General features: G+C 72.5%; 22 protein-coding genes. 16 read left to right on the top strand and 6 right to left on the bottom strand.

Translation table 11 applies throughout. From position 1 onward, the window contains the following. The first annotated feature begins 175 nt into the window (after nucleotides 1–175). Both ACQP2Y_RS08775 and ACQP2Y_RS08770 read left to right on the top strand, forming a co-directional pair. Entirely contained in the window at nucleotides 176–1120 is a 945-nt protein-coding gene (locus tag ACQP2Y_RS08775) for an alpha/beta fold hydrolase (RefSeq protein WP_433726212.1), read from the top strand. Nucleotides 1121–1316: 196 nt separating this feature from the next. Next, nucleotides 1317–3443: a HelD family protein gene (locus ACQP2Y_RS08770; protein WP_433726210.1), complete on the top strand. Its 2127-nt coding sequence runs from the start codon at nucleotides 1317–1319 to the stop codon at nucleotides 3441–3443. Here ACQP2Y_RS08770 and ACQP2Y_RS08765 read toward each other — a convergent pair. Continuing rightward, nucleotides 3440–4363, bottom strand: coding sequence for a superoxide dismutase (locus ACQP2Y_RS08765; RefSeq protein ID WP_433726208.1), 924 nt, complete (start codon nucleotides 4361–4363; stop codon nucleotides 3440–3442). The genes ACQP2Y_RS08770 and ACQP2Y_RS08765 overlap by 4 nt on opposite strands. Before the next feature lie 135 nt (nucleotides 4364–4498). Here ACQP2Y_RS08765 and ACQP2Y_RS08760 point away from each other — a divergent pair, with 135 nt between their 5' ends. The 5 genes from ACQP2Y_RS08760 (at nucleotide 4499) to surE (ending at nucleotide 8697) form a co-directional block, all read left to right on the top strand. Then, nucleotides 4499–5413, top strand: coding sequence for a cation diffusion facilitator family transporter (locus tag ACQP2Y_RS08760; RefSeq protein ID WP_360823023.1), 915 nt, complete (start codon nucleotides 4499–4501; stop codon nucleotides 5411–5413). A gap of 76 nt (nucleotides 5414–5489) precedes the next feature. Continuing rightward, nucleotides 5490–5801, top strand: a complete 312-nt coding sequence (locus ACQP2Y_RS08755) for a hypothetical protein (protein ID WP_433726206.1) — start codon at nucleotides 5490–5492, stop codon at nucleotides 5799–5801. 44 nt (nucleotides 5802–5845) lie between these two features. After that, a complete protein-coding gene (locus ACQP2Y_RS08750; protein WP_433726204.1) occupies nucleotides 5846–6868 on the top strand; it encodes a methyltransferase in 1023 nt (340 codons plus the stop codon). Nucleotides 6869–6916: 48 nt separating this feature from the next. Next, on the top strand, nucleotides 6917–7855 hold the full coding sequence (locus tag ACQP2Y_RS08745) for a 1-phosphofructokinase family hexose kinase (protein ID WP_433726202.1): 939 nt from the start codon (nucleotides 6917–6919) through the stop codon (nucleotides 7853–7855). Beyond that, a complete protein-coding gene (surE, locus tag ACQP2Y_RS08740; RefSeq protein WP_360548512.1) occupies nucleotides 7852–8697 on the top strand; it encodes a 5'/3'-nucleotidase SurE in 846 nt (281 codons plus the stop codon). Before ACQP2Y_RS08745 ends, surE begins: the two co-directional genes overlap by 4 nt. A gap of 8 nt (nucleotides 8698–8705) precedes the next feature. On the opposite strand, the gene ACQP2Y_RS08735 is transcribed toward surE, so the two are convergent. Beyond that, nucleotides 8706–9734, bottom strand: a complete 1029-nt coding sequence (locus ACQP2Y_RS08735) for a serine/threonine-protein kinase (protein ID WP_433726199.1) — start codon at nucleotides 9732–9734, stop codon at nucleotides 8706–8708. A gap of 76 nt (nucleotides 9735–9810) precedes the next feature. Beyond that, a complete protein-coding gene (locus ACQP2Y_RS08730; protein WP_360548518.1) occupies nucleotides 9811–10179 on the bottom strand; it encodes an STAS domain-containing protein in 369 nt (122 codons plus the stop codon). Nucleotides 10180–10521: 342 nt separating this feature from the next. Between ACQP2Y_RS08730 and ACQP2Y_RS08725 the strand changes: the two genes are divergently transcribed. From ACQP2Y_RS08725 to ACQP2Y_RS08715, 3 genes are all read left to right on the top strand, one after another. Continuing rightward, nucleotides 10522–11019 (top strand): hypothetical protein, encoded by a 498-nt coding sequence (locus tag ACQP2Y_RS08725; RefSeq protein ID WP_433726197.1) that lies wholly within the window; start codon nucleotides 10522–10524, stop codon nucleotides 11017–11019. Nucleotides 11020–11100: 81 nt separating this feature from the next. Further along, complete coding sequence (locus ACQP2Y_RS08720) at nucleotides 11101–11676, top strand: YdeI/OmpD-associated family protein (protein WP_433726195.1); 576 nt, start codon at nucleotides 11101–11103, stop codon at nucleotides 11674–11676. A 138-nt stretch (nucleotides 11677–11814) separates the two neighbouring features. Next, the gene (locus tag ACQP2Y_RS08715) at nucleotides 11815–13371 is read left to right on the top strand and encodes a serine/threonine-protein kinase (RefSeq protein ID WP_433726193.1); all 1557 of its coding nucleotides are present in this window, start codon (nucleotides 11815–11817) and stop codon (nucleotides 13369–13371) included. 4 nt (nucleotides 13372–13375) lie between these two features. Here ACQP2Y_RS08715 and ACQP2Y_RS08710 read toward each other — a convergent pair whose 3' ends face one another. Together ACQP2Y_RS08710 and ACQP2Y_RS08705 are read right to left on the bottom strand one after the other, a co-directional pair. After that, nucleotides 13376–13705 (bottom strand): nucleoside triphosphate pyrophosphohydrolase family protein, encoded by a 330-nt coding sequence (locus tag ACQP2Y_RS08710; RefSeq protein ID WP_433726191.1) that lies wholly within the window; start codon nucleotides 13703–13705, stop codon nucleotides 13376–13378. Nucleotides 13706–13732: 27 nt separating this feature from the next. Next, on the bottom strand, nucleotides 13733–15049 hold the full coding sequence (locus ACQP2Y_RS08705) for a vanadium-dependent haloperoxidase (RefSeq protein WP_433726189.1): 1317 nt from the start codon (nucleotides 15047–15049) through the stop codon (nucleotides 13733–13735). Nucleotides 15050–15221: 172 nt separating this feature from the next. Between ACQP2Y_RS08705 and ACQP2Y_RS08700 the strand changes: the two genes are divergently transcribed. Continuing rightward, nucleotides 15222–16004: a hypothetical protein gene (locus ACQP2Y_RS08700; RefSeq protein ID WP_433726188.1), complete on the top strand. Its 783-nt coding sequence runs from the start codon at nucleotides 15222–15224 to the stop codon at nucleotides 16002–16004. Between the two features lie 206 nt (nucleotides 16005–16210). On the opposite strand, the gene ACQP2Y_RS08695 is transcribed toward ACQP2Y_RS08700, so the two are convergent. Next, on the bottom strand, nucleotides 16211–18013 hold the full coding sequence (locus ACQP2Y_RS08695) for a bifunctional metallophosphatase/5'-nucleotidase (RefSeq protein ID WP_433726186.1): 1803 nt from the start codon (nucleotides 18011–18013) through the stop codon (nucleotides 16211–16213). Nucleotides 18014–18155: 142 nt separating this feature from the next. On the opposite strand from ACQP2Y_RS08695, the gene ACQP2Y_RS08690 reads away from it, so the two are divergent. From ACQP2Y_RS08690 to ACQP2Y_RS08670, 5 genes are read left to right on the top strand one after another with little or no spacing between them, the layout of a single operon-like run. Further along, on the top strand, nucleotides 18156–18992 hold the full coding sequence (locus ACQP2Y_RS08690; protein WP_433726184.1) for a hypothetical protein: 837 nt from the start codon (nucleotides 18156–18158) through the stop codon (nucleotides 18990–18992). Further along, nucleotides 18989–19570, top strand: a complete 582-nt coding sequence (locus ACQP2Y_RS08685) for a DUF4129 domain-containing protein (RefSeq protein WP_433726182.1) — start codon at nucleotides 18989–18991, stop codon at nucleotides 19568–19570. Before ACQP2Y_RS08690 ends, ACQP2Y_RS08685 begins: the two co-directional genes overlap by 4 nt. Further along, nucleotides 19567–20901, top strand: coding sequence for a DUF4350 domain-containing protein (locus ACQP2Y_RS08680; RefSeq protein WP_433726180.1), 1335 nt, complete (start codon nucleotides 19567–19569; stop codon nucleotides 20899–20901). Before ACQP2Y_RS08685 ends, ACQP2Y_RS08680 begins: the two co-directional genes overlap by 4 nt. A 14-nt stretch (nucleotides 20902–20915) precedes the next feature. Next, the gene (locus ACQP2Y_RS08675) at nucleotides 20916–21872 is read left to right on the top strand and encodes an AAA family ATPase (RefSeq protein ID WP_433731838.1); all 957 of its coding nucleotides are present in this window, start codon (nucleotides 20916–20918) and stop codon (nucleotides 21870–21872) included. Nucleotides 21873–21879: 7 nt separating this feature from the next. Continuing rightward, nucleotides 21880–23199 (top strand): DUF58 domain-containing protein, encoded by a 1320-nt coding sequence (locus ACQP2Y_RS08670; protein ID WP_433726178.1) that lies wholly within the window; start codon nucleotides 21880–21882, stop codon nucleotides 23197–23199.

Here is a 23199-nt window from a genome sequence, read left to right as displayed (position 1 = left end):
CTCTACGAGTGACCAGCCGGGGACAGCCTGTGCGAGGCAGATCACGTCGCTCCGCCCACCGACTGGGACGGGCCGGTCGGCGCAAGATCTTCCATGGGTCTGGCAATTCGGTCTTTCGCGCGTGATGCTTATTACCCGTGGGTACAACGGGGCCGTGCGAATCACGGAGGTGCCCATGTCCGAGCGGTCGGAGCTCACCCTCGCCGATGGCGTACGGCTGCATGTCGAGACCAGTGGCCCGGCCGACGCGCCGGTGACCGTGGTGCTGTTGCACGGCTGGTGTCTCGACCGGCGGACCTGGCATCACCAGAGCAAGGCGCTGGAGCAGGTCGACGCCCGGGTGGTCGCGTACGACGCGCGGGGGCACGGCCGTTCCTCCCCGACCCGGCTGCGCTCGGCCACGCTGGCCCAGCTCGGTGACGATCTCGCCGAGGTGCTCCGGGAGTACGCCCCGGCCGGGCCGATCGTGCTGGTCGGGCACTCGCTGGGCGGCATGACGATCATGGAGTTCGCCGACTCGTATCCGCAGGAGTTCGCTGGGCGGGTGGCCGGGCTGGTTTTCGTCTCGACCACCGCCGAGGGCGCCACCCACACCTGTTACGGCCTGCCCACCACCATCACGCCGGTCCTGCGGGCCGCTGAGGAGGCCGGTGCCGGTCTGCTGGCCCGGCTCGGCGCCTGGCGCCCGCACAACGCGATGCTGCCCGTACTGCGTCCGACCGTGCGCTGGCTGCTCTTCGGCGACGACTACGAGCCCGGCGACCTGGAGGTCACCATGTCGGCGTTCGGGCGGGCCTCGCTGCGGTCCATCGGCGGTTTCCGGGCCTCGGTCGGCGCCCAGCACCGGCTGGACACCCTGGCCGCGCTCGGTGACGTGCCCGCCGCCGCGCTGGTCGGCGACCGGGACCGGCTCACTCCGCCGCCGTGTGCCGAGTCGATCGCCGGGGCTCTCGCGGGCACCGAGCTGACCGTCTTCGAGGGCGCCGGCCACATGCTCATGATGGAACGCCCGGCCGAGGTCTCCGCCGCCCTGCTCGCCGTCGTCGACCGCGCAGCGAAGAGCACCCCGAGCCGCGCGCCGGCCCCCGCCCGGCGCACCGGCTACGACCAGGCGGCTTGATCCGACCGGCCGAGGCGCTCCGACGCGAACCCGACGGCCCCGGCCGCGGAAGGGGCGTGCCGCGACGGTCCCGGCCGCGGAAGGGCGTGCCGCCGTCGACGCAGGTGCCGCAACAGGAGTAAGTTCGATTGCCCCCTGGCGCCGGTGCCGGGCGGCGGCAAGAGCACGCGGAGCACCAGCGGGGAGCACAACGGACTTGAGCGACGCCACCGTCCTGCAGCAGGAGATCGCCGTCGAGCAGCAGCACGTCGACCGGGTGTACGCCCGGCTCGCCGACCTGCGCCAGGACGCGTCCCGGGCCGAGAAGGAGGGCTATCAGCTGGCCGGCGTCGGCACCTTCGGCGCCCTGGTCGAGCGGGACGCCATGGTGTTCCACCGGGCCCGCCGCCGGCACGCCCTGGACGCCGAGTACGAGGGCCTGGTCTTCGGCCGCCTGGACCTGACCAGCGGCGCCGTGCACTACGTGGGCCGGATGGGCATCCGCGACGAGGAGTCGCAGTCGCTGGTCGTGGACTGGCGTGCGCCCGCCGCGGCGGCCTTCTACCGGGCCACGCCGGCCGATCCGCTGGGTGTGGTGCGGCGCCGGATGATCCAGTCGGCGCGCGAGCGGGTCACCAACATCGAGGACGACCTGCTCGACCCGGAGGCCGCTCCCGCCGACATGCGGGTGGTCGGTGACGGCGCGCTGCTGGCCAGTCTTTCCAAGGCGACCGGCCGGGGTATGCGCGACATCGTCGCCACCATCCAGCGGGAGCAGGACGACGCGATCCGCTCCCCCGCCTCCGGTGTGACGATCGTCACCGGTGGTCCGGGCACGGGCAAGACCGCGGTGGCGCTGCACCGGGCGGCGTACCTGCTCTATTCCGACCGCAGCCGGTTCGCCGGCGGCGGCATCCTGGTGGTCGGCCCGTCCGGGGTGTTCGTCGACTACATCGCCACGGTGCTGCCGTCGCTGGGCGAGGACACCGCGACGCTGCGTTCGCTCGGTTCACTGGTCGCCGGGTACGACGCCACCCGCACCGACCCGACCGCGGTGGCCGCGCTCAAGGGCTCGCTGCGGATGCGCCGGGTGCTGGAGCGCGCCTCGCACGACGCGGTGCCGGGCGCCCCGACCGAGCTGCGCCTTCTCTACCGCGGTGCCCTGCTGCGCCTGGACTCCGCCGACCTGGAGCGGATCCGGCGCAAGGCGCTGCCGCGGGGCGCGCGCCGCAACGAGGTCCGGGGCACCGGCTTCGACCGGATCTTCGACGCGCTGTGGACGCAGGCCAAGGGCTCGGTCAAGACGCTGCCGGAGAAGCAGGAGTTCGAGGCCGAGCTGGCCGACCGCACCGACTTCCGGGACTTCCTGCGGGCGTGGTGGCCTCGGTTCACCCCGATGCGGGTGCTGCGCTGGCTGGCCGAGCCCGCCCGGCTGCGGGGGTACGCCAACGGGCTGCTGGCCCGCGAGGAGATCGCGCTGCTGCAGGGCTCGTTCGACGGGCTGGCCGAGCACGGGCCGACGATCGCCGACGTGGCGTTGCTGGACGAGCTGGACGAGCTGATGGGCCGCCCGCGGCAGCCGGCGAAGAGGAACCGCAACAACCCGTTCCACGTCCGCGACGGGGTGCAGGAGGTCAGCACGTTCGCCGACCGCCAGGCGCTGAGCCGCGCGCAGATCGTCCGCGACGAGGATTACCGCGACTACGCCCACGTGGTGGTGGACGAGGCGCAGGACGTGACCCCGATGCAGTGGCGGATGATCGGCCGGCGCGGCGCGTACGCGTCCTGGACGATCGTCGGTGACCCGGCGCAGACCGCCTGGTCCGGCGACGCCGAGGAGCTGGACCGGGCCCGCGACCGGGCGCTGGGCTCGCGGCGCCGCAACACGTACTCGCTGACCACGAACTACCGCAACTCGTCGGAGATCTTCGCGGTCGCCGCCCGGGTCATCCTCACGATCATGCCGGACCTGCCGCTGCCCTCGGCGGTACGCAGCACCGGGGTGGAGCCGGTGGACCTGGTCGTGGGGGCCGCGCAGCTGCCGGAGGCGGTCCGCGAGGCGGCCGAGAAGCACCTGTCCGACGTCGACGGCACCATCGGCGTGATCACGCCGGTGCTGCGCCGCGACGAGATGGCCGGGTGGGTGGCCGGTCTGCCCGAGCGGATCCAGGTGGTCACCGCGTTGCAGGCCAAGGGCATGGAGTACGACGCGGTGGTGCTGGTCGAGCCGGCCGAGATCGCGGTCGACGCCAGCGGCACCCGGACCCTGTACGTGGCCTTGTCGCGGGCCACCCAGCGCCTCACGACGGTGGGGACCCGCGACTGGCACGGTGCGACTCGTTAGGGGCGCTTGACCCCTACCGCGGTGTATTCGGTCTCCGGCGTGGCCGGCGTGGTGAAGCGAGCGTTCGGCAGGTAGAAGTACTTGCCGTACTCCGCGATGGTGGTGGGCACGTCGAAGCGCGGGTCGGTGGTGCGGCTGACCACCGTGCCCTTGGTGGCGCGCTTGTCGAGCTGGATCCGGGTGATCACGTTGAGCCGGTTCTGCACCACGTAGAGGGTGCTGCCGCGCAGCCACAGGCCGTCACCGTTGGGCACGGACTCGCCGCCGAGGTCGATCTCGGTGGTGCGCCCGCTGTACGACGTACGGAAAAGCTTGCCGGTGTTGGACTGCACGATGATCAGCCCCCGGCGGTCGGGGGTCGGCGCGATGCCGTTGGCGTTGTTGCCGGTCTGGTAGGTGATGTCGCCGGTCAGCGGCACGCGGACCGCCTCGGCGGGCAGCTTGCCGTGCCGGCCCAGCGGCAGTTTGAACAGCACCGGGTTGGTGGAGTCGGTGTACCAGGCGGCGCCACCGGTCAGGGTCACGTCGTTGATGAACGACGGGACGGTCTGCAGCGTGTACGACTTCAGCACCGCACCGGTGGCGGCGTTGATCACGCGGGCGTTGCCGCCGCTGCCGCCGGAGACGAAGAGCCGCCCCCGGTTGTCGATCTTGAGACCGAGCGACTGCGTGCCGGGGCCCTGGCTGATGACCTCACCGCGGCCGGTGCGCAGGCTGGCCCGGTAGATGTCACCGTCCACCCGGGAGCCGAAGTACGCGTACGGGGCCTTGCCGATCGCGATGCCCTCCGGCTGGAAGCCGTCCGGCAGCTGGATGGTGGACTGCAGGGAGCCACCGCGGTGGGCGGCCTCGGCGGGAGCGGCGCCGAGCACCACGGCCAGGGCTGCCGTGGTGACGAGTGCGAGAGTGCCTCTGGACAAGGGGTGATTCCTTCCAGGCGGGAACTTTCTGGCACCCCTCTGTACCCGCGGAATGGCATTCAAGTTCAAGTTGCATACATAGCGATGTGAACATATATTGGCCGAGGCCCAGCGCGGCGACGGAAGGTAGGGCTCATGGGAGCCGGGCACGACCACGGAGGCCAGGCCTTGCGGGCCGGCGAGCGGCACCGCACCCGCCTGTGGTGGGCGGCCGGGCTGCTGGCCGCGTTCATGCTGGTCGAGGCGGCAGCCGCGCTGTCCACCGGCTCACTGGCCCTGCTCTCCGACGCCGGGCACATGTTCACCGACGTGCTCGGCATCGCGATGGCCCTGGCCGCGATCCACGCCGCCGGCCGGGCCGCCACCGACTCGCAGCGCACCTTCGGGCTCTACCGGCTCGAGGTGCTGGCCGCCCTGGCCAATGCCCTGCTGCTGACCGGTGTCGCGATCTACGTGCTCATCGAGGCCGTGCGGCGCTTCTCCGATCCTCCGCACGTGCCGGCCGGCGCGATGCTGATCGTGGCGACCGGCGGTCTGCTGATCAACATCGTCGCCTTCCTGCTGCTGCGGGCCGGGGCCAAGGAGAGCCTCAACGTCCGCGGGGCGTATCTGGAGGTGCTCGGCGACCTGCTGGGCTCGGCGGGCGTCATCGTCGCGGCCGCGATCATCGCGGTCACCGGCTGGTCGTACGCGGACCCGATCGTCGCCGTGGTCGTGGCTCTGTCGATCCTGCCCCGCACCTTCGCCCTGGGTCGCGCCGCGGTCCGCATCCTGGTGCAGGCCGCCCCCGAGCGCCTGGACGTGGGCGACGTGCGGTCGCGACTGGCCGCCGTACCGGGCGTCTGCGACGTCCATGATCTGCACGTCTGGACATTGACCTCGGGCATGGACGTCGCCTCGGCCCACCTGAGCCTGGAGCCCACCGCCGAACTCGGCACGGTGCTGGCCACCGCGCGGGAGGCTCTCCACCACGACTTCGCCATCGATCACGCGACATTGCAGGTCGAACCGGTCGGCGCGGGCGGCCCGTGCACCCCGGCCGGTTGGTAGCAAGCCGTTCGAAGCATCCCCCGGAAGGCGTCCGGCTCCTACACTCCTTGTGACGCCAACCACAGAGGGGATCGCCATGACGCAATCCGTCATCCACCAGCCCCGGGTGGCCTGGGAGGCCGCCCGCGCATTCGTCCGGATGGCCGCCGGTCCGAGCTACGACGCGTACGCGGGCCGGGTGCTCAGCCGCCTCGGCACCGAGATGTACGGCGAACTGGCCAACACCCGCCAGCGCCTGCTCGAGGCGTCGGTGCAGAGCAGCGACAGCGACCGGTTCACCGCCGACATCGAGGCCGGCCGGTGGCGGGTCCGCCTGGAGGACCTGCTGCGCAGCGACCCGTCGCTGGTCACGCCGCTGCGCGAGCTGACCGAGGCCGCTGCCCGATAACTGCCCGGGCGCGCCGCGAGCGCCCCTTTGCCATGATCTGCGTCATGTTGACGCCGACACCCCTGATGGACCTCGTCACCGGCTTCTGGAGTTTCAAGACCTTCGCCGCCGCCGTCGAGCTCGACCTGTTCACCCGGCTCGCGGGCGGCCGCACCCTGACCGTCGCGGCCGCCGAGCAGGAACTGGGCCTGCCCGATCGCCCGGCCGACCTGCTGCTCACCGCCTGCGCCTCGCTCGGGCTGCTGGAACGCGCCGGCGACGGCTACCGCAACACCGCGCTGGCCGAGGAGTTCCTGGTCCGCGGCAAGCCGTACTACTTCGGCGGGCAGGTCACCTACTGCGACCACCGCACCTATCTGCCGTGGCACCGCATCGGCGAGGCGCTGCGTACCGACCGGCCGCTGACCTGGGATCCGGACACCCAGGAGTCGATGTTCACCACCGCCGACCCGCAACTGCTGGCCACGTTCTGGGAGGCGATGTACTCCACGTCGATCTTCACCGCGCGGGCGCTGGGCGGTGCGGTGGACCTGGCCGGGCGGCAGCGGCTGCTGGACGTGGGTGGCGGCTCCGGGGCGTACCCGATTGAGCTCTGCCGGCAGCAGCCGGACCTGACCGCCACCGTGCTGGATCTCCCGCATGTCTGCGAGATCGCCGCGGGCAAGATCGAGCTGGCCGGACTGGCCGACCGGATCACCACCCGGGCCGGCGACTTCCTCGCCGACGCCGCGCTCCCCGGCGGTCACGACACGGTGCTGTTCAGCATGATCCTGCACGACTGGGACGAGGCGACCAACCGGGAGCTGCTGGCCAAGGCCTACGCGGCCCTGCCGGCCGGCGGCCTGGTGATCATCTCCGAGCTGCTGCTGGACGCGGACCGCACCGGACCCGCCCCGGCCGCCCTGATGGGGATGAACATGCTGGTCGAGACGGTGGGCGGACGCAATTACTCGGACGCGGAGTATGCCGACTGGCTGACCGGCGCGGGCTTCGGTCAGGTCCGTACGGTTCGCTTCGACGCGCCGGGAGCCAACGGCGCCGTGCTGGGAATCAAGCCGACCGGCTAAATCAGCGATCACGCCCGGCGGCGGGGGCCCGTCCGCAAGACTGTGCTCATGAGCCACAAAGGCGTCATGGTGTTCGTGCCTGCGCCCCAGCTGACCGTGACGCTCGAGCAGCAGCACGACAAGGCGGAGCTGCACGTGCACCCGGGCGGGCAGGGCGTCTGGCAGGCCCGGATGATCACGCTGCTGGGGGCCCAGGTCACCCTCTGCTCGGCCACCGGCGGCGAGGTCGGGCGGGTGCTGGAGCCGCTGCTGAAGTTCCACGGCGTGACGCTGAAGACGATCAAGCGCGACTCCGGCACCGGCTGGTACGTCCACGACCGGCGCAGCGGCCAGCGCCAGGAGCTGGCCGAGGACCCGGGCCAGCCGTTGTCGCGGCACGAGATGGACGAGCTCTACAGCCTCGCGCTCGCCGAAGGGCTGCGGGCGGGCATCGCCGTGCTCAGCGGGCCCGCCCACCCGTCCGTCGTGCCCGCCGACATCTACCGGCGGCTCGCCACCGACCTGGGCGCCAACGGCTGCAAGGTCATCGTCGACCTGTCCGCGGCCCACCTCGCCGCCGCGCTCGAAGCCCGCCCGCACGTGGTCAAGGTCAGCCACGAGGAACTCATCCGCGACGGCATGGTCAAGGACGGCTCCACCGAGTCGCTGACCCGCGCGCTGCACAAACTGCACGACGACGGGGCCGAGATGGCGCTCGTCTCGCGGGCCGACGAGGGCGCGCTGGCCCTGATCGAGGACCAGGTGTACGAGGTCGACATGCCGAAGATGATCGCCGCCGAGTCCCGCGGGGCCGGCGACTCGATGACCGCCGGAGTAGCGGCGGTGCTCGCCCAGGGCGGCACGCTGTGTGACGCCGTACGGACGGGCGCCGCGGCCGGCGCCCTCAACGTGACCCGCCACGGGCTCGGCACCGGACGCATCGACGCCGTCCAGGTGCTGACCGAGCGGGTGAGACTGACGCCCGTCGACACGAAGGTGCCGGTATGACGACGCCACGGATCCTGATCACCAACGACGACGGGATCGACGCGCCCGGGCTGCGCCACCTGGCCCGGGCCGCCGCCCGCCAGGGCCTCGACATCGTGGTCGCGGCGCCGCTGACCGAGGCCAGCGGCACCAGCGCCGCCATGACGGCGGTGGAGAAGAACGGCAAGATCGTGGTGTCGCAGCGGGAGCTGCCCGGGGTGCGCAACGTGCCCGCGTACGCGGTGGCGGCCTCCCCCGCCTTCATCGTGCTGCTCGCCCTGCGCAGCGCCTTCGGCCCGCCCCCGCAGATCGTCCTGTCCGGCATCAACCGCGGCGCCAACGCGGGCGCGGCGGTCGTGCACTCCGGCACGGTCGGCGCCACCCTGACGGCCTCGCACGCGGGACTGCACGGCCTCGCCGTCTCCCTGGACGTGCTCTCCCCGGCCAACGGCACCGCGGCCAGCGGCGGCCAGGCCATCGCCGACCTGGAACACGCCGACGACGAGAACCGGCACTGGGACAGCGCCGCCGGCCTGGCGATGAAACTGCTGCCCACACTGACCCACACGCCGCCGGGCACGGTGCTCAACCTGAACGTGCCGGACCTGCACGTGGACGGCATCCGCGGGCTGCGCCGGGCCACCCTGGCCAGATTCGGTCAGGTGCAGATGAGCATCGCGGAGGCCGGCGAGGGCTTCGTCCGCACCGCGGTGCAGGCCGCCGACGAGCCGCTGGAACCGGGAACCGACCTGGCGGCGCTGGCCGAAGGCTTCGCGGTGGTCACCCCGATCCGCTCACCGGCCGAGGCCACCGACGTGAAGTTCAACCTCGAGTCGATCGTCGTGCAGACGCCGGCGATCTAGCTGCGGCGTCAGTTGACCGAGGGCTCGGGCAGGGTGACGCCGTCCAGGATCCGCCAGAGGTCCAGGGCGACGTCGACGCTCAGTGGGCGGTCCTCGGGGCGCTTCGCCATGCAGGCGCGGACCAGATCGCGCAGCGGCGGCGGCAGGCCGGGGATGGCCAGGACAGGGGTCGGCGCGAGGTGACCGACCCGGCCGGCGGCCACGATCATGGCCGCGACCGCCGGAGGGTACGGGGAACGACCGGTCAGCATCTCGTAGAGAAGCACGCCCAGGGTGTAGACGTCGTCGGCCGGGCGGGCGAACGCCGTCTTGGGATGCGAGGGCAGGGCGTTCGCGTCGCCGTCGCGGTCCAGGTCGCTGTGCCTTGCCGCTCCTCGGGCCGGGTCAGCGTGACGGGCGACACCGTGATCCGGAGCACCATGCCTAGGGGCACCGTGCCTGGGGCCGCCGCCGCCGTGGAGTACCGCGCCGCGGGCGGGGGCCTCGCGGGAGGCGCTGCGACGGATCAGGACCGGGTGGGCGCCGGAGTCGCCGGTGCGCAGCGCGGCCGTGGCCAGGCCGAAGTCGATGATCTTGATGCCGGCCGGGCTGACCATGATGTTGCGGGCGGTCAGGTCCCGGTGCACCACGCCCCGCCGGTGCGCCACGGCCAGCACGTCAGCGGCCGTAGCGGCGATCCGCACAGCCTCCGGCCATTCCAGCCGCCCCCGGGCCAGCCGCTCGGTGAGCGGCACCCCGGCCAGCAACTCCAGCACCACGTACGGCACCACACTGCCGTCGGGCAGCGGCGCCTCGCCGTACTCGAAGACCCGGGGCACGCTCGGGTGCCGCAGCCGGTCGGTGATCAGCGCCTCGCGCCGTACGTCCTCGCGGGCCTGCATGTCGTCGGCCAGGCTCGGGGCCAGCACTTTCACCGCCAGCTTGCGACCCTGGCGGGCGTCGACGGCCGAGTAGACGGTCGAGACACCGCCCTGGCCGATGGCGCCGATCAGCACATATCGCCGGAGGATGGCGGTGCCCATCGGAAGTTTCGCCACGCAGGGCACTATCCCCTACCGCCGAGCACCCGGACAAGCCGCCTCAGGAAGGCTTAACTTCCATGATCACTCGCGGTCAGGCGCCGGACACGAGGGGCTGATGAGAAGGCTCGTCGCAATCCGCGCACGGCTGGGGTGCGCCGAACAGGCCGAGCAGGCCGGTGACCCAGAGCTGGCGGTGCGCGAACCGGCTGGGACGCGTGACGACCAGCTTGACGCCACTGACGCTGGCCAGCTGGAACGCCGCGACCAGGGCACTGATGCCCACGGAATCGATGAAGGTCACGCCGTGCATGTCGAGCTCGATGCGCTCGGGACGGCCGGCGGCGAGCTGACCCGCCACGGCGTCCTTGATCTCGTACGCGTTCTCGACGTCGATCTCACCCGCTGGGGAGATCTCCACCACCCCTGCGGGGAGTGTCGACGTCGTTATCGACAGCGTCACGCCACTACCTCCACCCGCCCGGGATGCCCCGAGCGTCTGCTCCTCTGCACGACGGCGGCCGTACCTGATGCCGCTGTCGTCGGGGGCCGCGATGAATACCCCCGTCGGGTTCGGTGAAACTGCTCGAACCGTAGTGCGTGAACCTGGCAGGCACCTGTGTGCCCCGTGTGAACCGACGCAAGCGTACCCAGCGATGTCCACCGTTTTATCCGACGTGACGCTGTCCACATCCGACTGACGTCGCCCGTTCACCGGTACGTTTGCCTTTCGTGGCGCTTGGGCACGTTCGACAAGTCGACGACCCACCCGCCGGCACCGGCGATCGCAGGAGGTACCGAGGAGATGCTCTCTCGTAAGAACACTGCCGAGCGCACAGCCGCGCAGGCCTGGGACTACTTGTCGTCCGCGATGGCGGGCGCCGGCGAGAGCGCCAAGGACGCCGGCAAGCACACCGCCGACCTGGCCAGCGCCAAGGCGGCAGTCGCCGCGGCCACCGCCACCAAGTTCGCTGACAAGGCGAGCAAGCAGAGCGGCAAGCTCGCCGGCAAGGCGGGCAAGAAGAGCAGCAAGCTGGCCGACAAGGCCGCTGCCAAGCTCGCCGAGGTGAGCGACGAGGCGTACGAGCGCGCCAACCTGGCCGCGAACGCGCTGGCCGGCCGCAAGCCGGGCCTGCCCTGGGGCCTGCTCATCGGCGCCGGCCTGCTCGGTGTCGCGCTGGGCTGGGCTGCCGCGACCACCGCCCGGGCCGCGCTGGAGCGCCAGGCGGAGAACGAGCAGCTGGAGCTGGCCGAGTCCGAGCCCGACGCGGTGGTAGTGGTCACACCGACCTACGACAACTGACCGGCGGCGGCCGCCGGACGGAGCCCTTTGCCGCCCGGCGGTCGCTGTTTTCTGTCGGGCCCCGCGCCTAGGCTCTTCGCCATGGAGCCCGTGTTCTTCGCCGACGCGTCGGAGCTGCGTGCCTGGTTCCTGGAGCATCACGCCGACGCGCCCGAGCTGCTGGTGGGCTACTACAAGAAGCACACCGGCCGGCCGACGGTGCAGCACACCGAGGCGATCGAGCAGGCGTTGTGCTTCGGCTGGATCGACAGCATCGGGCGCCGCATCGACGACGAGCGCTACCAGGTCCGGTTCACTCCGCGGCGCAAGGGCAGCGTGTGGAGCGCGGTCAACGTGGCCAAGATCGCCGAGCTGACCGCGGCGGGGCAGATGCACCCGGCCGGGCTGCACGCCTTCGAGTCCCGCAAGCCCGAACGGGTGGCGGCGTATTCGTACGAGCAGCCCGCGGACGCGGTGCTCGACGCTGAGCAGACTGCCCGGTTCGAGGGCGAGGAGGCGGCATGGAATTGGTTCTCGGCGCAGCCCGCGTCCTACCGCCGGGCTGCCGTGCACTGGGTGGTCAGCGCCAAACGGGAGGAAACCCGGCAACGGCGCCTCGGCCAGCTGATCACCGACTCCGCGGCGGGCCGGACGGTGCCGCCACTGACCCGCCGATGAGCCGGCACCACGCCCGGCCGGCGACCGACCGACCTCGCCTGGAGGTGACGTGAATCTGTACAGTTGGCCCCGGCTCGCAGCCGGGCCTCCGTTCCGCGTCATCCGTCCGTGGCGACACCCGAGTAGATAGGTCCGCTGGTGCTCAGTTCGGGAAGTCTCCTGGACAACCGCTACCGGTTGGACGAGCGCATCGCCACGGGTGGCATGGGCGACGTGTGGCGCGGCACCGACGTGGTGCTCGGCCGCACGATCGCCGTCAAAGTGCTGCGCAGCGCCATGCTGTCCGACCCGGAGTTCGCCGCCCGCTTCTACGGCGAGGCGCGGATGATGGCTGCCTTCCGGCACCCCGGCGTCGTCGAGGTGTACGACTACAGCGCCGGTGACGTCAACGACGAGGACAACTGCGCGTACCTCGTGATGGCGTACGTCGACGGCGAGCCGCTCTCGGCCCGGCTCAAGGAGCAGGGCCGCCTGGGTGTCGCCGAGACCATGTCGATCGTGGCGCAGGCGGCCGAGGCCCTGCACGCCGCCCACGAGAACGGCACCGTGCACCGCGACGTCAAGCCGGGCAACCTGATCGTCAAGCCCAACGGCACGGTGATCCTGGTCGACTTCGGCGTGGCCCGCTCCGCCGCCGTGACCAGCGTGACCGGGCTCAACGCGATCGTCGGCACCGCGCTGTACATGGCGCCCGAGCAGGTCGCCAAGGGCAACGTCACCCCGGCCACCGACGTGTACGCGCTGGGCGCGGTCGCCTACCACTGCCTGGCCGGCCACCCACCGTTCGACGGTGACAACGCTCTGCAGGTGGCGCTGCGTCACCTGGAGGACGACCCGGAGCCGCTGCCGGAGACCACCGTGCCGCCGGCTGTCCGCGAGCTGATCAGCCGCGCGATGGCCAAGCACCCGGAGGACCGGTTCGCCGACGCCGCCGAGTTCGCCGTGGCCGCACTGGCCGCCGCCGGCACTCTGGACTGGCGCTCGCAGACCGGCACCTCGATGACGGGCACGGCCCTGCGCCGCCCGACGATGCACGGCCCGTCGACCACCGGCACAACCCTGGGCGGTGCCGGCGTGGCCGGAGCGGGCCTGGGCGGTGCGGGCCTGACCGGCGCCGGCCTCGGACAGACCGGCACGTCGATGAGCGGCACCTCGCTGACCAGGCCGATGAGCCCGGCCGCGCCCCGCCGCACCATGCCGGGCCAGCGCAACCTGCTCGAAGCCGCACCGCCGATGCAGGCCCCGCCCCGCAAGCGCGGCCGCACGAAGAACGAGCTCGCCGTCCTGCTCACCGTGATCGGCCTGTTCATCCTGGCCGGCGGTCTGGCCCTGGCCATCGCCCTGCAGAGCGGCGACGCCGACGCGGACCAGAAGCCGAACACCATCGTGCCGACCGAGTCGACCACAGCCGACGACGAAACCGAAGATCCGGTGGAGCCCACCGAGACGACCGCGGCCCCCCGCCCGGTGAACCCGCCGGCCAACACCCAGAAGCCCACCCAGAAGCCGTCCGTCAGCAAGTCGGTGTCGACGTCGGCCTCGACGTCCACGTCCCCGACCCCGGACAAGACGACAACGCCGCCCGTGACCGAGCCGGCCACCACCACCCCGGCGGCGCCCACGACCGAGCCGCCACCGCCGGAAGGTGGCGGCGGCGGCGAGGACGGCGGCGGCACGGGCACCGGCAACAACTGACGGATCAGCGGTCGTCGCCGCTGCCGCTCAGCACGCCGCGGTGTTGCCGGCTGGCCAGTTTGGCCAGGTTGGCCTGCGCGATGTCGTCCAGTGAGAGGTCGAGGTAGTCGGCCAGCACCGCGACGTACCAGAGCACGTCACCGAGTTCCTTGGTGATGTCGTCCCGGTCGATCCGGGACTCGTCGCTGTCGAGGTCGCGGACCCACTTCTTGAACTTCTCGGCGATCTCCCCGGATTCGCCGACCAGGCCGAGGACCAGGTGGAGCAGTTCGTTCTTCTTGTCACGGGGAGCGGCGGTGCGGAGGGCACCGCGCTGGTACTCGTCCAGGTCCATGGTCGGTCATTATGGCCGCGCCGGCGATCAGCGCGGACACGAGCCGACGTGGGTGCTCCCGTGGACCCGCAGCAGCCGCGTGGCCAGCACCTCATCCCCGACGCCTCGGCCGATCGCCTGGCCGGCCCGGTCGCTGAACGCGAAGTGCTGCCCGCCGAACACCCGCGACCGCCCCGCCTCCGTCGCAGCCGACGAGAAGCTCGGATAGCTGCGGGCCTGCCCACCCGGCGCCGTGTCGCTCACGTGCGTGAAGCGCACGTTGTCCGAGCAGAAGAAGCCGGCCAGCACCACAGCCCCCGCGTTGCTGTACGAGCTGTGCCCCGACGTCCACTCCGGGCTGCCTCCCACCGAACCCGCCCGCGCCGACCACGTCGGGTTCGCCGTGGTCAGCGGGTTGCCGTCGGTGTCCGCCTCGCGGATCGCCGTCGTCGGCCGCCAGTGCCGGTACGTCTCCTTGGTCCGCACGGTCGTCACGGTGGAGTCCGCCAGCGCCATGCTCACGAGCGCCGTCATCCGTGTCCCCTGGGCCAGCGACAGATCGCCGCCCACAGTCAGCGCGATCCGCAGCCATTCGCCCGGTGGCTGGTCCGAGCCCGCCGGGACCGACCAGAACTGGTACGTCGCTAGCAGCTCCGGTGCCGGCACAGCGGCGTCTCCCAGCACTGCGACCTCGGCGAACGCCGCCGCGTACTCGACGCTTGCCAGGGGCGGCGGCGGGCCGGGCACGTACGCGGCCGGGTCACGGACGGCGAACGGGCGCACATCGCGGTACTGCACCCCGGACCACTCCGCCCGGAACACCCCCGGTCCCGTTCCCGCCGGCTGGGTGCGTACCGGTGACGAGCCGTCGTCGGCCCGCGCCTGCACGACTGCCCGGCCGACCTCGTCGCCCCACCGGGCGCCCGCCGCGCGGCGGTGTCCGGGGCGTACGCGCGCCAGGTCGGCGTCGCGCCGGGTGTCGTAGGCCGCGGTCCGGGCCGGATCGACCGCCACCAGCACCACGTGCGCCGCGGACACCGCCGCCGCGTACGGGTCGGCGTCGCGGGGGCCCGGGCCGGGGATCAGGGCGTGGTGGCGGGCCGGCTCCAAACGGCCGGCGACGATGCCGTTGACGGCGTCGTACATCGCCACGTTGAGCATCGCGTACCAGCGGGCGGCGTCGGCGTCGCTCGCCCGGGTCGTGCGTACCGCCTGGAATGCCGCCTCGTTCCAGGCTCGCACCCCGTCGAAGTTCCAGGCTCGCACCCCGTCGAATCCGGCCGCCGGGCCGCTGTCAGCCTGGGCCGGGGTGGTCAGGCCCGCCAGGAGCAGGCCGGCTGTCGCCGCGACAAGAAGTTTTCGCATGATGCGCCTCCCGATACGGCTCGACCTTCCTCCTTCTGCCATCGATGTCCATCGAATGAGTCGGGAACACGACGCGGCGCCGGGCGAGTGTTTCTCAAGTCGGGCGGCGGTGGACCGATGAGAGGGGCTCTGGCACGGCACTGCTCCCGAGCCGCCCCCGGAAAGGCCCCGCATGACCACTCAGGTTCCCCCCGGCCCCGAGAACGCGGTCGCGCCCCAGGACTACCCCCAGTTCACAACGGGCTACGCGCAATATCCGCCCCAGCAGCCGGCCGGCGGCGGCTACCCGGCCGTCTCGTACCCGCAGGAGGGCGCGGCGGGCTACCCGGAGCCCGTACCGTATCCGCAGCCCGGCGGCCCGGCGCAGGCCGCCGCCCATCCCCCGCCCTCGGCTTATCCGACCGCCCCGCCGTGGGCCACCGCCGGGCAGGCGCCCGCGCCGCCGGAGCAGCCGCTGCCGCAGTACGGCGGCCTGCTGGTCCCGTTCCCCGACGAGATGCGGCACGCCTCCCGCGCCCAGGCCCCCGCGGTCTGGCCGGTGGCCGTCTTCACCATGCTGTTCGGCATCCTCGGGGCCATCTCCGCCAAGCGCCGCGCCGATCAGGCCCGGCGGACCCGGAACAGCACTGCCCCGTACTGGATCACGTTCTTGGTCTCCCTCGTGGCCGGCGCCTTCTGTTCCTTCGTGGCCTCGGCGGTGCTGGTCGGCCCGCTCGTCACCGAGCTCCGGGAGAACCAGCGGCTGGAGGCCGTGCAGCGCAACGTCGTCGGGGACGGCCAGCTCAAGGCGGCCCGGATCAACGTCACCGCGGCGCAGTGCCGGGCCGTGGGCGAGCGTGATGTCGAGGGCATGCGTGACTACCTGTGCCGGCTGACCCTCGACGACGGGCACACCGCCTCGCTGACCCTGACCGCCGACGAGGACGGCCAGTGGCACTCGGGGCCGGGCCGCTGAGCCGGCAATGAGCCTCCCGGCCGAAAGAGCGGCCGGCGGTGAGCTTCCCGGCCGAGAGAGCGGCCGGCAATGAGCCTCCCGGCCGAAAGAGCGGCCGGCGGCGAGCTTCCCGGCCGTAACAGTGGCCGGCCGGGATGGGGTGGGTGGGCCGTCGTGATGTTCCGGGGGGAACATCACGACGGCCTCCTGTTGTCGGCGGCCCTCGGTCAGAAGACCGGGACGCCCGCGCGGACCAGGCGCCAGTTGGCGACGAAGAAATCAGCCGGGTTGATCTCGCCCTTGGCCTGCGCCCAGTCGATCAGCAGCTGCCGGATCTCCTGCTGGGCGTTGTAGACCTGGGTCTTGACGATGCCCGGGAAGTTGCCGCCGCCGCTGCGCCGGTAGTTGTTCACTGCGACCACGAACTGGGCGTCCGGCGCGACTGCGGCACCGGCGATCTCCAGCCGGGTGATCCGGTCACCGACCGGGCGGCTGATGTCGATGTCGTAGTCGACGCCGGAGAACACGTCGTAGTTGTAGTCCGGCACCGCCGGGTCGCTGATCGTCGCCGGGTCGGGCGTGGCGCCCACCGGCAGCGTCACGAAGTACTTCGCCGAATACTCCAGGTACGCCTTCACCTCGGCCCCGGTCAGCACCACGGCCTCGAGCGTGTTGTCGAAGACGTACAGGCCGGCCACGTCGCGGATCTTGACGTCACCCTGCGGGAACACCGCCGTCCGGCTGAACGGCGCGGCGAGCGAGAGCACCGGCAGGGACGCGTACGGGGTGCCGGCCAGCGCCGCGGTCACCGTCTCGGTCTGCACCTTGTTGATGAAGTCCAGGATCGGCGTGTCCTTGTACCGCGACTCGACCGTGGTCAGCTCCACCGTGGAGGTGGCGACGACCTGGTTGACGTACGCGACCGTCTTGGCGTGCTGGGCCTTGACCACGGCCAGCACCCGCGGGTCCTCGGTGACCGTGTTGGTGTTGAGCAGGTCGGACTTCTTGTCGGTGATGGTCCACCGGCCGCGGTCGCGGGTCAGCGTGAAGTCCATCCGGCTCAGCCGCTGGCCCCACTTCGACGGCTCCGACAGCAGCACCTGGGCACCGGTCTGCTTGTTGGTGACGAAACGCTGCGGGACGTTGGCGTGCGCGTGCCCGAACAGGATCGCGTCGATGCCCGGGACCTGCTCGGCGATGAGCGCGCTGGGGTTCTCGTTCGGCAGCTCGGGGCCGTAGCTGGACGTGCCGCTGTCGCCGCCGTGCGCGGAGATCAGCACGATGTCGGCGCCGCGGGCCCGCATGACCGGCACCCACTTGGCGGCCGTGGCGATCATGTCGGCGAAGACCAGCTTGCCCTCGACGTTGCCCTTGTCCCAGATGGCCACGCCGGGGTTGGTCAGACCGAGGATCCCGACGCGCAGCGTCGGTGCGCCGTGCCCGAGGGAGACCTTCTTGATCACGTACGGCGTGAAGGCCGGCCGCTTGGTCGTCGCGTCGAGCGCGTTGGCGGCCAGCGCGGGGAAGCCCAGCTGGCGGATCCACAGGTTGAGCAGCGGCAGGCCGTAGTTGAACTCGTGGTTGCCCAGCGTGACCGCGTCGTAGTGCAGCACGTTCATGGCCTTGGCCATCGGGTGCTTCTCACCGGTCGAGGTGATCGGCTCCTGCTTGGCGTAGTACGTGGCCAGCGGCGTGCCCTGGATCGTGTCGCCGGCGTCGAGCACCAGGGTGGCCTTGCCCCGCCGCTCGGCCCGGATCTGGTTGACCAGGGCGGCGAGCTTGGCCACACCGACGTCGTTGTGCGCGCTGTCGTCGTACTCCAGGTCCTTGTAGTAGTCCCAGTTGTAGACGTTGCCGTGGGTGTCGGAGGTGCCGAGCACGGTCAGGTCGTACGCCTTCGGGTGGTGGCCGTGACCGGGACGTGTCGCGGGAGCGGCGCCGGCCGCGTCACCGAGCACGAGCGGAGCGGCGGCACCGGCAGCTGCGGCGGCGAGAACGCCACGCCGCGAGACGCCTGCGGGAAGGGTCATCAGGAACCTTTCGAGGGGAAAAGTGCACGCGCCTCGTGGGCGCCCACGAGGCACCATAACCGCCGATGCATTTCCAGGCGAGAGCTGCCGCGGGACCCGGCAGATGTCACGGGACCGGCGGGCATCTCGTAGGATCGCCGCCATGCCTGCGCAGCCGGAACTGCCGCTGCGTCCGATGACGCTCGGTGAGTTGCTGGACGCCGCCATGGCCCTGCTGCGGGCCCGGGCCCTTCCCCTGCTGGCCACGGCCGCCGTCCTCGGGCTGCTGGAGCAGGCCCTGCTGGTGCCGTTGCGCACCGCCGCCTTCGTCACCGCGCCCTACTACGGTCCGGCGCGCGGCCATTTCGGGCAGTGGTGGATCGTCACCGCGCTCGGGTTCGCCACCGAGACCGTCATCCTCACGCTGCTCGGCGCCCTCGCCGCGGCCGCCGCTGCTCCGGCCCTGCTCGGACGGGCGGTACGCCATCGGGAGCTCTGGTCGCGCACCCGGCCACTGGCCACCGTCAGCATCGCCCTCGTGCTCGGCGTGGCCGGCGGGGTCGCGCTGTTCGCCGGGTTCGTGCCGTGGCTGATCATGTACGGCCTGTTCAGCCTCACCTCCGCGGTCCTGGTCATCGACCGCGCCGGCAACCCGTTCAGTGCGCTGTGGCGCTCGGCCCGGCTGACCACGCGCGGGGCGTTGCGGGGCTTCTGGACCCTGCTCAGCGCCTATCTGACCTGGTTCGTCATCCGGTTCGCGCTGGGCAGCGGGTGGGTGTGGGTCCTGACCCAGCTCAGCGGGGGCGAGCCGGCCTGGCTGACCTGGCTCACCCCGGCCGCCTGGGTGCTCGCCAACGCCGTGGCCTACTCCGCGCTGGCCTGCGTCGCCGCCGTCCTGCTGCTGGAGACGCGGATCCGCACCGAGGGGCTGGACATCGCCATCGGCCGGGCCCGCAGCCGCGGCGAGGACGACTCCGCCGCCCTGGTGTACGCCCGGTGACCCGGGTCTGGGACGAGTTCGCGGCGGCGGTGTTCGACGTCGTCCCGCCGCAGGTCCTGCTCCTGCTCCTGCTGGCGATCGCGGGGCTGGCCGGCGCGCTCTGGTACTGGTACCCGGCGTGGGTGCCGACCCGGCTGCCCCGGATGCCGCGCCTGCGCATGCCCCGCTGGCGGCTGCCGCGCTGGCGCCGTACCCGTAAGCCGAAGGCCGCCCGGAAGGCGAAGACCAAGGTCGAGCCGGTCTTCGCCCCGACCGTCGTGCTGGCCGACGGCACGCTGCTGGCCGACCGGCTGGCGGCCGAGGGCCGCTATGCCGAGGCCATCCGGCAGCGGTTGCGCGACGTGGTCGGCGACCTCACCGCCGCCGGCGTGGTCGCGCCGCTGCCCGGCAACACCGCCGCCGAGGTCGCGGCGGCCGCGGCCGCGCAGCGCCCGGCCGTCGCCGGTTCGCTCGCCGGGGCCACCGACCTGTTCTCCGAGATCTGGTACGGCAACCGCCCCGCCCTGCCCGCCCACGACGAACGCATGCGCGCCCTCACCGGCGACGTCCGGATGCGGATGCGCGGGGTCCCGTCGTGAAGTCACGCCGCTGGCTGCGTTTCGCCCTGCCGCTCGCCGTCGTCGCCGGGCTGGCCACGATGACCGGTGTCGCGCACGTGGTGCAGCAGCCGGACCCGACCGATGCCTCGTTCCTGTCCCCCACCAGCGCCGAAGGTGACGGCGCGCGGCTGCTCGCCGACGCCCTGACCAGCGCCGGGGTGCGGATCACCGTGCACCGCACCAGCCTCGACGCGCTCTCCGACGCCGAGGTGGGCGGGCCGGTCACGCTCTTCGTCACCACCCCTGAGCTGATGCACCCGTCCTACCTGCCACGGCTGGCCGCGCTGCCGGAGCAGGTCCGGGTGGTCATGGTCGCGCCGGGCCAGGACCAGCTGACCGCGGCCGGTCTCTCCGTTCCGGTGGGCGGGCCACGCTGGACGGCCACGGCGCCCCAGCCGGGCTGCTCGACGGACTACGTGAACGCCGCCGGCCCGGCCGCGGCGCAGCGCCTGCGCTACGACGTCTCCGCCTACCAGGCCGTGCGCTGCTACAACGACGGCCTGGTGGAGTTCCGCAGCGCGCAAGTCGCGATGACCCTGGTCGGCGCCGCGGACCCGTTCCGCAACGACCGGGCCGACGAGCACGGCAACCGGGCGCTGGCCCGCGGTCTGCTGGCCCGCGACCCGACGGTGATCTGGCTCGACCTGCACGAGCGCGAGCCGGACCCGGACGACGCCGTCCCACCCACCGAGCCGCAGCAGCCGGATCCCGGCACCGACGACGACCAGGGTGACGACAGCGGCGAACGCCCCGACGACGACCTGCCCGACGAGGAGCCGACCGGTGCGCCGCAGGACGGCGGCGAGGCCGATTCAACCCAGGGCGGCGGCAACCGCGTCTCGGACAGCCCACTGGCCCGGGCCTTCCCACCGGCGGTGTGGGCCACCCTGGCCCTGCTGGCCCTGGCCGCGCTCGCGCTGGCCGCCGCCTCCGCGCGCCGGCTCGGTGCCCCCGTGGCCGAGCCGCTGCCGGTCCGGGTCCGGGCCGCCGAGACCGTCCGCGGCCTGGGCGGGCTCTACCAGCGGGCCGGAGCGCGCAGCACGTCGCTGGCCACTCTGCAGGGCGCGGCCCGGGCGCGGCTGGCCGAGCACTACGGGCTGCCCGCGGACATCCCGGCCGACGAGGTGGCGGAGCGCGTCGCGGCCACCGTCGGCCAGCCGGTGCTGGAGGTACGGCACATGCTCAGCGGCGGGGTCGAGGACAGCGACGAGGAGCTCGCCCGCGCCGCGACGACCGTGCAGAACCTGGTCCGGTTCGTGACGGGGCAGCAGAACTGGCAACAGGGAACAGACGAGGGGAATCTGACGTGACGTCTTCCGCAGGAATGGAGGCCATGGCGGCACGCGACGCGCTGCAGCGCCTCCGGGTCGAGGTCGCCAAGGCGGTCATCGGCCAGGACGCGGTGGTCGGCGGGGTGGTCATCGCACTGCTCTGCAGCGGCCACGTGCTGCTCGAGGGCGTACCCGGGGTGGCCAAGACGCTGCTGGTGCGGGCGCTCGCCGCGGCGCTGGACGTGGACACCAAGCGGGTGCAGTTCACCCCGGACCTGATGCCCGGTGACGTGACCGGCTCGCTGGTCTACGACGCGCGTACCGCCGCGTTCAACTTCCGGCCCGGGCCGATCTTCACGAACCTGCTGCTCGGCGACGAGATCAACCGGACCCCGCCGAAGACGCAGGCGGCGCTGCTGGAGGCCATGGAGGAACGCACGGTCAGCACCGACGGCGAGACCCGCCGGCTGCCCGAGCCGTTCATCGTGGTCGCCACCCAGAACCCGATCGAGTACGAGGGCACGTACCCGCTGCCGGAGGCGCAGCTGGACCGGTTCCTGCTGAAGCTCACCGTGCCGCTGCCGCAGCGCGAGGAGGAGCTCGGCGTGCTCAAGGCCCACCACCACGGCTTCGACCCGCGGGACCTGAAGGCCGCCGGGGTCGGGCCGGTGGCGACCGCCGCCGACCTGGCCGCGGGCCGCGAGGCCGCCCGCCGGGTCGCCGTCGCCGAGCCGGTGCTGGAGTACATCGTGGACCTGTGCCGGGCCACCCGGGTGTCACCGGCGCTGGAGCTGGGCGCGTCCCCGCGCGGCACGACCGCGCTGCTCGCGGTGGCCAAGGCCCGCGCCTGGCTCAGCGGCCGTGACTACGTGCTGCCCGACGACGTGAAGGCCTTCGCTATCCCGACCCTGCGGCACCGGGTACGCCTGCGCGCCGAAGCGGAGCTGGACGGCGTCTCCACCGACTCGGTGCTGCGGACCGTGCTGGGCGCCGTGCCCGCGCCCCGCTGAGCCGACCGTGATCACCAGGCGTTTCGCGCTGCTGCTGGCGTTGGGCCTCCCGCTGCCCGCGCTGCTGCCGAGCCCGTGGCTGCTGACCGCGGCCGTGCTGGGGCTCGCCGTCGTGGCGGCAACGCTGGACGTGCTGGTCGCGGCGCCGCTCACCGGGGTCACCCTGCGCCGCTCGGGCGAGGCGACGGTGTGGCTGGGCGAGACGACCACCATGGCGCTGACCGTGGGCAACGCCGCCCGGCGGCCGCTGTGGCTGCGGCTGCGCGACCGCTGGGTGCCGTCCGCCGGCGCCGACAACACCGAACACCGGTTCAACCTGCTGCCCGGCGAGGAACAGGAGCTCACCACCACGCTCACCCCGACCCGGCACGGTGACCGGCGGGCGGTGCGGGTGACGCTGCGCTCGTACGGGCCGCTCGGGCTCGCGTACCGGCAGCGGCGGCAGAAGTGGAACGAGGCCGTCACGCCGGAGTCGACGCTGCGCGTACTGCCGCGCTTCCCGTCCCGCCGGCTGCTGCCGGAGAAGCTGGCCAAGCTACGCATCTTCGACGGCGCCGTGGTGACCCGCGGGCGCGGCCAGGGCACCGAGTTCGACGTGCTGCGCGAGTACGTGATCGGCGACGACGTGCGCTCGATCGACTGGCGGGCCAGTGCCCGTACGCATGACGTGGTGGTCCGCACCTGGCGCCCGGAACGCGACCGCCGGGTGATCTGCGTGCTGGACACCGGCCGCACGTCGGCGGCCCGGATCGGCGACGAGCCGCGCCTCGACGCCGCCATCGACGCGGCCCTGCTGCTGGCCGTGCTGGCCGCCAAGGCCGACGACCGGGTCGACCTGCTGGCCCTGGACACGGCGGTCCGGGCCAAGGTGGAGGGCGGCGGCCACCGCACCAAGCTCCCCCGCCTGATCAGCTCGATGGCCGCCCTGGAGCCGGCGCTGGTCGAGACGGACTTCGGGCTGGCGGCCGGCGACCTGCTGCGCCGCGACCACAAACGCTCCCTGGTGGTCATCTTCACGGCGCTGGACGCGGCACCGATCGTCGAGGGCCTGCTGCCGATGCTGTCTCGGCTGACCACCCGGCACCGGGTGGTGCTGGCCAGCGTGCGCGACCCCGAGACCGCCCAGCTGGCTGAACTGCCGCCGGAGGGCGCCACCGCGGCGGACGTGCACGTGGCCGCGGCGGCGGAGCTGGCCCTGGCCGAGCGCGGGCGGGTACGGGCGCTGCTGGAACAGCAGGGGGTGCTGGTCGTGGACGAGCTGCGCGAGAACTTCGCCTCGAAGGTCGCCGACGTCTACCTGATGCTGAAAGCCGCCGGGCGCCTCTGA

Origin of the sequence: Actinoplanes sp. CA-051413, assembly GCF_050955795.1 — a bacterium.
Taxonomy (GTDB): domain Bacteria; phylum Actinomycetota; class Actinomycetes; order Mycobacteriales; family Micromonosporaceae; genus Actinoplanes.
The sequence above is the reverse complement of the archived record's forward strand: the minus strand, read 5'-3'. Positions and strand labels throughout refer to the sequence as shown.

Bases quoted from the DNA above. Each gene is read 5' to 3' on its own strand.
- ACQP2Y_RS08775 (WP_433726212.1), top strand. From the start codon at position 176: ATGTCCGAGCGGTCGGAGCTCACCCTCGCCGATGGCGTACGGCTGCAT.
- ACQP2Y_RS08760 (WP_360823023.1), top strand. From the start codon at position 4,499: ATGGGAGCCGGGCACGACCACGGAGGCCAGGCCTTGCGGGCCGGCGAG.
- ACQP2Y_RS08755 (WP_433726206.1), top strand. From the start codon at position 5,490: ATGACGCAATCCGTCATCCACCAGCCCCGGGTGGCCTGGGAGGCCGCC.
- ACQP2Y_RS08750 (WP_433726204.1), top strand. From the start codon at position 5,846: ATGTTGACGCCGACACCCCTGATGGACCTCGTCACCGGCTTCTGGAGT.
- ACQP2Y_RS08745 (WP_433726202.1), top strand. From the start codon at position 6,917: ATGAGCCACAAAGGCGTCATGGTGTTCGTGCCTGCGCCCCAGCTGACC.
- surE (WP_360548512.1), top strand. From the start codon at position 7,852: ATGACGACGCCACGGATCCTGATCACCAACGACGACGGGATCGACGCG.
- ACQP2Y_RS08725 (WP_433726197.1), top strand. From the start codon at position 10,522: ATGCTCTCTCGTAAGAACACTGCCGAGCGCACAGCCGCGCAGGCCTGG.
- ACQP2Y_RS08720 (WP_433726195.1), top strand. From the start codon at position 11,101: ATGGAGCCCGTGTTCTTCGCCGACGCGTCGGAGCTGCGTGCCTGGTTC.
- ACQP2Y_RS08710 (WP_433726191.1), bottom strand. From the start codon at position 13,705: ATGGACCTGGACGAGTACCAGCGCGGTGCCCTCCGCACCGCCGCTCCC.
- ACQP2Y_RS08705 (WP_433726189.1), bottom strand. From the start codon at position 15,049: ATGCGAAAACTTCTTGTCGCGGCGACAGCCGGCCTGCTCCTGGCGGGC.
- ACQP2Y_RS08700 (WP_433726188.1), top strand. From the start codon at position 15,222: ATGACCACTCAGGTTCCCCCCGGCCCCGAGAACGCGGTCGCGCCCCAG.
- ACQP2Y_RS08695 (WP_433726186.1), bottom strand. From the start codon at position 18,013: ATGACCCTTCCCGCAGGCGTCTCGCGGCGTGGCGTTCTCGCCGCCGCA.
- ACQP2Y_RS08690 (WP_433726184.1), top strand. From the start codon at position 18,156: ATGCCTGCGCAGCCGGAACTGCCGCTGCGTCCGATGACGCTCGGTGAG.
- ACQP2Y_RS08675 (WP_433731838.1), top strand. From the start codon at position 20,916: ATGGAGGCCATGGCGGCACGCGACGCGCTGCAGCGCCTCCGGGTCGAG.